Source organism: Methylobacterium sp. E-016 (assembly GCF_022829745.1).
In the GTDB taxonomy this organism is placed as follows: domain Bacteria; phylum Pseudomonadota; class Alphaproteobacteria; order Rhizobiales; family Beijerinckiaceae; genus Methylobacterium.
Genome location: NZ_JAKSYF010000056.1, coordinates 22,949 through 32,643, shown reverse-complemented (window position 1 = coordinate 32,643; position 9,695 = coordinate 22,949). Strand labels below are relative to the sequence as shown.

General features: G+C 71.8%; 11 protein-coding genes. 3 read left to right on the top strand and 8 right to left on the bottom strand.

The window, feature by feature from the left end:
- The 3 genes from MKK68_RS04495 to queE all read right to left on the bottom strand — a co-directional run.
- Positions 1–137, bottom strand: a 137-nt coding sequence (locus MKK68_RS04495) for an NAD-dependent epimerase/dehydratase family protein (RefSeq protein WP_244028969.1), incomplete at its 3' end; no start/stop codon positions are given.
- Between the two features lie 47 nt (positions 138–184).
- The gene (rfbC, locus tag MKK68_RS04490) at positions 185–736 is read right to left on the bottom strand and encodes a dTDP-4-dehydrorhamnose 3,5-epimerase (protein WP_243985478.1); all 552 of its coding nucleotides are present in this window, start codon (positions 734–736) and stop codon (positions 185–187) included.
- 257 nt (positions 737–993) lie between these two features.
- Entirely contained in the window at positions 994–1,626 is a 633-nt protein-coding gene (queE, locus tag MKK68_RS04485; protein WP_147727791.1) for a 7-carboxy-7-deazaguanine synthase, read from the bottom strand.
- A 252-nt stretch (positions 1,627–1,878) separates the two neighbouring features.
- Here queE and MKK68_RS04480 point away from each other — a divergent pair, with 252 nt between their 5' ends.
- From MKK68_RS04480 to MKK68_RS04470, 3 genes are all read left to right on the top strand, one after another.
- The gene (locus MKK68_RS04480; RefSeq protein WP_244028967.1) at positions 1,879–3,393 is read left to right on the top strand and encodes a D-alanyl-D-alanine carboxypeptidase family protein; all 1,515 of its coding nucleotides are present in this window, start codon (positions 1,879–1,881) and stop codon (positions 3,391–3,393) included.
- Between the two features lie 48 nt (positions 3,394–3,441).
- The gene (locus tag MKK68_RS04475; RefSeq protein ID WP_147727789.1) at positions 3,442–4,512 is read left to right on the top strand and encodes a CobW family GTP-binding protein; all 1,071 of its coding nucleotides are present in this window, start codon (positions 3,442–3,444) and stop codon (positions 4,510–4,512) included.
- 107 nt (positions 4,513–4,619) lie between these two features.
- A complete protein-coding gene (locus MKK68_RS04470) occupies positions 4,620–5,510 on the top strand; it encodes a hypothetical protein (protein ID WP_244028965.1) in 891 nt (296 codons plus the stop codon).
- Between the two features lie 4 nt (positions 5,511–5,514).
- Here MKK68_RS04470 and MKK68_RS04465 read toward each other — a convergent pair whose 3' ends face one another.
- The 5 genes from MKK68_RS04465 to MKK68_RS04445 form a co-directional block, all read right to left on the bottom strand.
- Positions 5,515–5,835 carry an HPr family phosphocarrier protein gene (locus MKK68_RS04465; RefSeq protein ID WP_147728691.1) on the bottom strand — a complete coding sequence of 107 codons (321 nt, stop codon included), beginning with the start codon at positions 5,833–5,835 and terminating at the stop codon, positions 5,515–5,517.
- Between the two features lie 126 nt (positions 5,836–5,961).
- Positions 5,962–6,363 carry a PTS sugar transporter subunit IIA gene (locus tag MKK68_RS04460; RefSeq protein ID WP_147728692.1) on the bottom strand — a complete coding sequence of 134 codons (402 nt, stop codon included), beginning with the start codon at positions 6,361–6,363 and terminating at the stop codon, positions 5,962–5,964.
- A gap of 124 nt (positions 6,364–6,487) precedes the next feature.
- Positions 6,488–7,024, bottom strand: coding sequence for an HPr kinase/phosphorylase (locus MKK68_RS04455; RefSeq protein ID WP_243950216.1), 537 nt, complete (start codon positions 7,022–7,024; stop codon positions 6,488–6,490).
- A gap of 8 nt (positions 7,025–7,032) precedes the next feature.
- Positions 7,033–8,838: a sensor histidine kinase gene (locus tag MKK68_RS04450; protein ID WP_147842981.1), complete on the bottom strand. Its 1,806-nt coding sequence runs from the start codon at positions 8,836–8,838 to the stop codon at positions 7,033–7,035.
- A gap of 20 nt (positions 8,839–8,858) precedes the next feature.
- A complete protein-coding gene (locus MKK68_RS04445; protein WP_147728688.1) occupies positions 8,859–9,569 on the bottom strand; it encodes a response regulator transcription factor in 711 nt (236 codons plus the stop codon).
- Positions 9,570–9,695 lie beyond the last annotated feature (126 nt).

The window sequence follows — 9,695 nt, the reverse complement described above, 5'->3', positions numbered from 1 at the left end:
AGGGGCGCCAGCGACACCGGGTTGGCCGCGTAGGTCAGCGCGTCCAGCGTCAGCACGTCGTGGCCGAGGTCGCGCACCAGGTGGAGCACGAGGGCGGAGCCGATGAAGCCGCAGCCGCCGGTCACCAGGATGCGCATGTCGAGCCTTTCCTTCACGTCGTCGATGGCGCTCGCGCGCCGGGGCTTCAGAACACCGGCCCGAGCTCGGACAGGCGCGGCGCTGCCCGGTCCTTGTCCGACAGGATCGCCTCCGCGGCCAGGACCGGCCAGTCGATGCCGACGTCCGGGTCGTTCCAGACCAGGGCGCGGTCGTGGGCCGGGCTGTAGTAGGCGTCGACCTTGTAGGCCACCATCGTGTCCGGCGTCAGGGTGCAGAAGCCGTGGGCGAAGCCGTGCGGGATGAACAGTTGCTCGCCGCCCTCCGCGTCCAGCCTCACCGCCACGTGCCGGCCGTAGGTGGCGGAGTCACGGCGCAGGTCGACCGCCACGTCGAGGATCGCCCCGTCCAGCACCCGCACGAGCTTGGCCTGGGCCTGCGGCGCGACCTGGAAGTGCAGCCCGCGGATCGTCCCCTTCGGCGCCGAGAACGACTGGTTGTCCTGCACGAAGGCGCAGGCGATCCCCGCCCGCGCCAGCGCGTCGACGCGAAACGTCTCCGAGAACCACCCGCGCGCGTCCCCGAAGCGCTTCGGGACAACCCGCATCACCCCCGGAACCCGGGTCTCGATTACGTCCATCGCACGCTCCCCGAAACCGCCGCGCTCGCGCTGGACATCGCCCCGGACCGAGCCTCAGCGCCTGTCCCGCCCATCGCGACGGGGCTTCCGAACATTCCCCGGGGCTGTCAAGGCTCGGAGATCCAAGGGAACCGACGGATCCGGGCCATGACAGCAACGATCCCAGCACGCGCCTGAAATTACAACTAGAAGTTGATCACGGGGTTAACCGCCCGGTGAAATCGGGCCGCCGACGGATCGGCTCGGCGGGCGCGCGCTCACGGGATCCCGATCATCTTGTGCGTCTGGAGCGAGAGCCGCCAGCGGGCATCCGCGCGGCAATAGGCGACGGCGGCGCCGGTGTTGGCGATCCGGTCCGGCCCGTCCATCGGCTGGAGCCAGCGATGGTGGAAATCGAGGTCGGCGACCGTCTCCGGCGCGAGGTCGGCCTGCGGGAAGACGAGCTTGAGCTCGTCGCCGCGTCGCTGCACCAGCGGCGCACCGGCCTTGGGGCTGACGCAGATCCAGTCAATCCCTTCCGGTGCCGCGAGCGTCCCGTTGGTCTCGACCGCGATCGCGAAGCCGCGGGCGTGGACGGCCGCGATCAGCTCCGGGTCGAGCTGCAGCAGCGGCTCTCCGCCGGTGAAGACGACGTAGTGCGCGTGGGGACCGCCCTCCCAGGTCCGCGCGATCGCATCCGCGAGGTGGTCGGCGGTCGCGAACTTTCCGCCGCCCTCGCCGTCGGTGCCGACGAAGGCCGTGTCGCAGAACCGGCAGACCGCCTCGGCCCGGTCCGCCTCGCGGCCGGACCAGAGATTGCAGCCGGCGAACCGGCAGAACACCGCCGCCCGCCCGGCCTGCGCGCCCTCGCCCTGGAGCGTGTGGAAGAGTTCCTTGACCGCGTACGCCATCGTCCCGCCGGGCCCGAGCCGATGACGGCCGGGGCATCGTCCTGTCCTGAAAAGATCGTCGCGCGACAGCACATAGGCGCGCCGATGCCGCAACGCCACATCGCGGCGGTGGACGCGCGAAGATCCGCCATGCTCTCGCCACGGTGCCCGCGTTGAACGGCCGACGTTCTCAGGGCCCTCCTTCGCGGCCGCGAGAGGGACGGCATCGGGCCAGGTGCCGGCGCGGCGTTCCACTGCTTTGAGTCGGGGTCGATGTCGAACCGTTTCCTGAGGCGCCTCACCCTGGGGCTCGCCACGCTCGCCGGCCTGCTCGCTGCGCAGGCGGCCGACGCCGTGACCGCACCCGTCCTCGTGGTGGAGGTGGATTCCGGCAAGGTGCTCTACGCGCAAGGCGCGACCGACCCCTGGTACCCGGCCTCGATCACCAAGCTGATGACCACCTACGTCGCCCTCGACCTGGTGCGGCAGGGCAAGGTCTCGCTCGACTCGATGATCACGATCTCGGCCGCCGCCGCCGCCGAGCCGCCCTCCAAGATGGGCTTCAAGCCGGGCACGCAGCTCACCCTCGACAACGCGCTGAAAATCATCATGGTCAAGTCGGCCAACGACGTGGCCTGGGCGATCGGCGAGACCCTCGGCGGCACGATCGACGGCTTCGCCGACATGATGAACGAGACCGCGCGCCGGATCGGCATGCGCGAGAGTCGCTGGTACAACCCGAACGGCCTGCCCGACCCCCGGCAATGGACCTCGGCCCGCGACATGGCGGTGCTCGGCCGCGCGCTGCTGCGCGACTTCCCCGACTCGCACGACCTGTTCTCGATCTCGGCGATCCAGTTCGGCCGCTCGGTGATGGCCAACCACAACGGCCTGCTCGGGCGCTATGCCGGCGTCGACGGGATGAAGACCGGCTTCATCTGCGCCGGCGGCTTCAACGTGGTCGCCAGCGCCAACCGCAACGGCCGGCGCATCCTCACCATCGTGATGGGCAGCCCGAGCGCGCGCGAGCGCGACCTCAAGGCCGCCGACCTGTTCGATTACGGCTTCGGCCAGTCGGCCGGATGGACCGCGCAGACGCTCGACGCGTTGCCCGCTTCCGCCATCGGCGCGCCGCCTGACATGCGGCCCTACATCTGCGACCGCAAGAAGCCGATGCCGATCGACGAGGGCCCCGGCGCCATCGCCGGAAACGCCGACAACGCCGGCGCGCAGTTCCTCGGCGCCGCCGGCCTGTCCTCGCCCGCGCTGACCCTGGCGACGCTCAACGGCGCCGCCGCGCGCAACCGCACCCTGCCGCCGCGCGCCCCGCTGCAGCCGATCCTGGTCTGGATCGGCCGCGACCCGGCGGAGGGGCAGATCATGCTCAACGAGCAGGCCGAGGCCGAGAAGGCCGCCGCCGCCGCCACGCGCGAGGCGAAGCTCGAGGCCGCCAAGGCCAAGCGCGAGGCGGCGCTCGAGGCGGCCAAGCAGAAGCGCGCCGCGGCCGCGGAAGCCAAGACCCAGGCAAAGGCTCAGGGGAAGGACCAGGGCAAGGCGAAGGCCGCGATCGCCGGCGCCGTGCCCCGCGCGGCCAGCGCCTACACCTCGGTCGACGTGTCCGGCATGCCGGAGGCCAAGCACAAGCCGCCGACCCACGCCAGGCCGGCGACGGCGGTGACGCAGAAGGGCGGCAAGCCCGCGGTGGCCAAATCCGTGCAGACCAAGCCGAAGGCCGGCGCGAAGCCCAAGCCCAACGCGGCCAAGTCGGCCGAATCCGCGGACGAGTGATCGGCGCGCGCGATTGAGCCGGCCGCCCGACCGCGCTAGGCCGGCGGCATGACCGACGCTCCCCGCCGACCGGACCCGATCCCGCTCACCGTGCTCACCGGCTTCCTCGGAGCCGGCAAGACCACGCTGCTCAACCGGATGCTGCGCGATCCGGCGCTCGCCGACACGGTCGTCATCGTCAACGAGTTCGGCGAGATCGGCCTCGATCACCTGCTGATCGAGGCGATCGACGAGAACATGGTCCTGCTCGGCGCCGGCTGCCTGTGCTGCACCGTGCGCGGCGACCTGATCGCGACGCTGGAAGACCTGCTGCGCAAGCGCGACAACGGCCGGATCACGCCGTTCCGCCGGGTCGTGATCGAGACCACCGGCCTCGCCGACCCCGCGCCGATCCTGCACGCGCTGATCTACCACCCCTACCTCGTGATGCGGTACCGGCTGCAAGGCGTCGTCACCGTGGTGGACGCGGTCAACGGGTTCGACACGCTCGACGCCCACCCGGAGGCGGTGCGGCAGGTGGCGGTGGCCGACCGGATCGTCCTCGCGAAGGCGGATCTGGCCGGCGACACCGGTTCGCTGCGGGCGCGCCTGCACGCCCTCAACCCGGCCGCACCGATCGATCCGCCCGACGTCCCCGCCGAGACGCTGCTCGGCGGCCTGTTCGGCCTCGACGGCAAGGCCGCCGACGTGCAGGCCTGGCTCGGAGCCGTGCCGGAGGCGGACGGGCACGCTCACGACGTGAACCGGCACGACGCGGCGATCCGCGCCTTCTCGCTGACGAGCGACGTGCCGGTGCCCCGCGCGTCCTTCGAGATGTTCCTCGACCTGCTTCGGGGAAGCCACGGCCCGAAGCTGCTGCGCCTGAAGGGCCTCGTCGCGATCGCCGACGATCCCGACCGGCCGGTGGTAGTCCACGGCGTCCAGCACGTGGTGCACGCCCCCGTCACCCTGCCGGCCTGGCCCGACGACGACCGCACCTCGCGCCTCGTCCTGATCGTCCGCGACCTCGACCCGGACTTCGTCCTCCGGCTCTGGGACGCCTTCCTCGGCCGCCCGCGGATCGACGCGCCGGATGCGGCGGCGCTTACCGACAACCCGCTTGCCATTCCCGGCGGCTGACGGCTCCCGCGGCATCATCCTTGAAGCCCGCACCCCAAAGGGCGCCTCCAGGGGTGCCGAACGTTCCAGAGTGGGACGGTTCCTCTCGAATGCGGGACGCAGGTGCCATGATGCACGGCTTCACGGTCATCCAGGGCGGGCAGGCGGTCCCCGACGCGGCGGCGATCGGCCATCCGGTCGCGCGGGCGTCCGAGGAGGCGGCTTCGAACGGACATGCGGCGTCGCGCTGGCGCGTCGACCTCCACCGTGCCGGCACCGTCGACGACGATGCGGTCGCCGCCTGGCGGGCGCTGATGACGCGCAACGCGATCACCGATCCGCGGGTCGATCCGGATTACGTGCTGAGCGCCGCCCGCCATCAATCCGGCGGCCGGACCGTCGCCTTCGCCCTGGCCTGGGACCGGGACGGCAACGGCCGCGCGGCGCTCCACGGGGTGATGCCGATGGCGATGCCGCACCCGATCTGGGGGCGGGGCCGGGCCGACCTGTGGCAGCCGCCGGGCCTCCCGGACCCCGCGGCCGCCCTGATCGACGGGTCGCGGGCGGAGGCCGTCGAGGCCGCGGTCCGCGGCCGGCTCGCGGGCCTGCGCTGGCCCCTGCGGCTCGGGGCGCCGACGCGCCTGCCGACCCAGGGCGACGCCCCGCGCCCGGTCCTCGCCGCCACCCATGAGGGCCGGCGCCGGACCATTCCCGCCGACTGCGTGATCGGCGTGCGCGCCGGGGACGACGCGGCGGCCGAGGTCGAACAGGTGTCCGCCCCGGGCCTGATCCCGTCCGCGGTCGAGGAATTCCTCGCGCTGGACGCGCGCCACGCGGCGCGCCCGATCATCGCCGATCCGTCGGAGGCGTCGATGGTGCGGGTGGTGACCCGCCTGTTCGCCCGCCGCGGGCAGATGCGGATCGAGCTCGCCCGCCGCGCCGGGGAGCTTGTCGCCGGCACGCTCCACCTCGGCGCGGGCGCCCGCGCCGTGGTCTGGCGGCGCGCGGCGCGGGTGTGACGCGCTACTCGTCCTCGCCGAACCTGTCGGCGAGCAGCGCCTCGATCGCCGCGAGGCAGGGCTCGGCGTCGGCTCCGACGGCGGTGACCATCACATGGGTGCCCTGCGCCGCGCCGAGCGTCAGCAGCCCCATGATCGAGCGGCCGCCCACCGTCTCGCCGGCGCGGGTCACCGTGACCTGAGCGTCGAAGCGCTCGACGGTCTGGACGAACTTGGCGGATGCCCGCGCGTGCAGGCCGCGTCGGTTGATGATCGGCAGGCGCCGCAGGAAGCCGCCGTCGGGCACGGGCGGCGGCTCGTCGTCGGGTTCGAAGAGGTCGTCCATCCCCCGGCGCGCTTCCCTGTCCGTCGCCGCGCTGCGATTCGCGTCGGCCTGAATCGGCGCGCGCACGGCGCGGCCCTCACCGTGCGTAGCGGGTCGGCGGTCGGGACGGCAAGATGACGGGGAAGACTATTTGCCGGCGAGAACGCGCGAGGCGACGTTGATGTACTTGCGGCCGGCTTCCTGGGCGTGGAGCACCGCGTCGCCGAGGGATTCCGCATCGCGGACGCTGGCGAGCTTGATCAGCATCGGCAGGTTGATGCCCGCCACCACCTCGACGGCGCCGCCGTTCATGCAGGACAGCGCGAGGTTCGACGGCGTGCCGCCGAACATGTCGGTCAGCACGACGACGCCGGTTCCGGTATTCACCCGGCCGACCGCCGACATGATGTCCCGCCGCCGAAGCTCCATGTCGTCTTCCGGACCGATCGTGATGGTTTCGATCTGCTTCTGAGGGCCAACCACGTGCTCCAATGCGGCCCTGAATTCGGTCGCGAGCAGTCCGTGGGTGACGAGCACCATGCCAATCATCGACACGTATTCCGGTGTCCTGTGAACGAGTCCGCCATGTTGTGCATTGCACGCACAGGCTCAAGGCAGTCGCGACGTTTTGATCGCCCGTCGCCGCGATCATGCCACGCAAGTGAGCACCGCGCTACGGGGCCGCGCGGGTCCGGTCGACGGGAAGCGCCGTGTGCGACTGCGAAGACACGCTGAGCCCGGCCAATGCCCGTTCCGCGAGCACCAGGCCTGGTGCGAGGCCGGCCTCGCGCACCGCGCGGTCGATCCGGAGCGCGGGCAGGGCGATGCCGAGGATCGTGGCCTCGCCATCCGGCGCATCGGGCAGGCGCGGCTCGCCGGCGACGAGGTCGACGACGAGCCGCAGGACGCAGGCCTCGACGCTCTCCACCGCGACGATCCCGTGGCCGCGGATCTCGATCCGCCCGGCGATGGCGGGATGCGGGCGTGCCACGACGCGCCCGTGGCACCGCGCGAGGCGCACCCGGTCGTCGCCGACCAGGGCCGCGAAGCCGCCCCGAAGGGTGGCCCGCTCCATCAGCGCTAGGGCGAGGCTCGACTTGCCGGCGCCCGCCTCGCCGCGGAGCAGCACGCCCGCCTCGCCGACCACGACGCAGGTGGCGTGCACGGTGGCACGCTCCGCATCCGTCGCATCGTGCGATGCGCGGCGCACCGGCCCGATCACGCCGCCGACAACTGCCGCGGCGCCGCCGGGATCCGCACGATGAATCGGGCGCCGCGGACCGTCGGCTCGCCGTCCTCGTCCGCCGGGCCGGGGCGGTTCTCGGCGCGGATCGAGCCGCGATGCGCCTGGACGATCTGGCGGGAGATCGAGAGGCCGAGCCCCGAGTTCTGGCCGAAGCCCTGCTCGGGACGGTCGGTGTAGAAGCGCTCGAAGATCCGCTCGAGGGCGTGCTCGGGAATGCCCGGCCCCTCGTCCTCGCAGATCAGTTCGATGTCGCCGCGCACCCGGCGCAGCGCCACGCGCACCTTCGCCTCGGTCGGCGAGAACGAGCGGGCGTTGTCGAGGAGGTTGTTCACCACCTGCCCGAGGCGGCTGTCGTGCCCGATGATCGCGAACGGCGTGTCCTGGTCGCCGGCCGGCGCGTCAACGTCGAGCTGGATCAGGCAGTCCTTGGGGCGCTTGCGCTCGTTGGCGACCGAGACCACCGTGGTCAGGAGCTTGCGCAGGTCGACCTTGCGCGCCTCGGCGCGGGCGAGCTCGGCGTCGAGCCGCGAGGCGTCGGCGATGTCGCTGATCAGGCGGTCGAGGCGCTTCACGTCGTGCTGGATGATCGCCATCAGCCGGCTGCGCGAATCGTCGTTGCGGGCGAGCGGCAGGGTCTCGACCGCGCTGCGCAGGGAGGTCAGCGGGTTCTTCAGCTCGTGGCTGACGTCGGCGGCGAAGCTCTCGATCGCGTCGATGCGCCGGTAGAGCGCCTGCGTCATGTCCCGCAGGGCGCCCGAGAGGTGGCCGATCTCGTCGGTGCGGCTGGTGAAGTCGGGGATCTCCTCGCGGGTCTTGATCCCCATGCGCACCTTCTCGGCGGCTTCCGCCAGCCGCCGCACCGGGCCGGCGATGGCGCCGGCGAGCAGGATCGAGAGCACCACCATCACCATCGCGGCCACGAGGAAGACCTGGAACAGGCCGAAGCGCTCCGAGGCAATGACGCGGTCGATCGCGTCGCCCTGCGTCGAGAGCAGCAGCGCGCCGCGCACCGCCCCCGAGCGCTGGATCGGCACGGCGACCGACACCGTGGTCTCGCCGAGCCCGTTGCGGCGCACGAGGCTGCCGCGGGCGCCGTTCAGGGCGGTCTGGACCTCGCGCAGGGAATGGCCGTTCGTCGGCCCGATCTCCTCCTGCGGCTTCACCCGCTCGCCGAACAGGCCGAAGCTCCACGCTTGCGCGACCTCGAAGGCGCGCTCGAGCAGGGAGCGCTTGCGGATCTGGGGCGCACCCGCGGCGCCCTCGGGCCGGTTGAACAGCGAGCGCGTGTCGAACAGCAGGCCGCCCTCGCTGTCGTAGACCCGCGCGCGGTTGCCCGTCGGGGTCACGAGGCGGCGCAGGAGCGGCGCGACCTGCTCCGGGTTGAGCGAGAAGGCGAGCGGCTGCGATTCCTCGTCCGGCGCGTTGCTGCCCTCGCCCGCCTGCTGCTGCAGCAGCTTGTCGGGGTCGATCCGGATCGTCCCGGTATCGACCGAGGCGGAGGAGGCGATGGCGCCGGCGATGATGTCGCCCTGGATCGCCAGGCTCTGCACGCGGGCCTGGATCAGCCCCTGCCGGAACTGGTTCAGGTATAGGAACCCGACGAGCAGCGCGATCAGCCCGACGAGGTTGAGCACGACGATGCGGCGGGTCAGGCTCGACGAGGCCCGCTGACCGATCGCATCCCAGGAGGCCCGCGGCCATGCGAGCGGGCCGCGGCGCGGCTCTTCATCGGTCTGCGACGTCACGACGGTCCGGTGTTCGAGAAGCGATCGAGGCATTCGGGGCGGGGCGCGGAGCTTCAGCCTTCCTTGAAGCGGTAGCCGACGCCGTAGAGCGTCTCGATCATGTCGAACGCGGTGTCGGTCACCTTGAACTTCTTGCGCAGGCGCTTGATGTGGCTGTCGATGGTGCGGTCGTCGACGTAGACCTGGTCGTCGTAGGCCGCGTCCATCAGCGCGTTGCGGCTCTTCACGACGCCCGGACGGTGGGCGAGCGCCTGCAGGATCAGGAACTCGGTCACCGTCAGGGTCACCGGCTCGCCCTTCCAGGTGCAGGTGTGGCGCTCCGGGTCCATCATCAGCGAGCCGCGCTCGAGCGAGCGGGCGGCGGCGTCCGCCTCGCGGGCGGCGGCGCCCGGGCCGTCCTTCGGGGCGAAGCGGCGCAGCACCGCCTTCACCCGCTCGACCAGCAGCCGCTGCGAGAACGGCTTATGGATGAAGTCGTCGGCGCCCATCTTGAGGCCGAACAGCTCGTCGATCTCCTCGTCCTTCGAGGTCAGGAAGATCACGGGAAGGTCCGATTTCTGCCGCAGGCGCCTGAGAAGCTCCATCCCGTCCATGCGCGGCATCTTGATGTCGAAGATCGCGAGGTCGGGCGGCGAGTGCTTGAGCCCGTCGAGGGCCGAGGCGCCGTCGGTGTAGGTCTGGATCCGGTAGCCTTCGGTCTCCAGGGCGATCGACACCGAGGTGAGGATGTTGCGGTCGTCGTCGACGAGGGCGATGGTCGGCATGCGCGTTCCTTGACTGATCGGGGCGGTGCGGGCGCGTGACGAGGGCCTGCGTCGCCGCCTCCGGCCCCGGACGGGGCAGGCAAAAACGCGAACGCGACGACGAGTCGTATGACCGTGTCCGTTTCG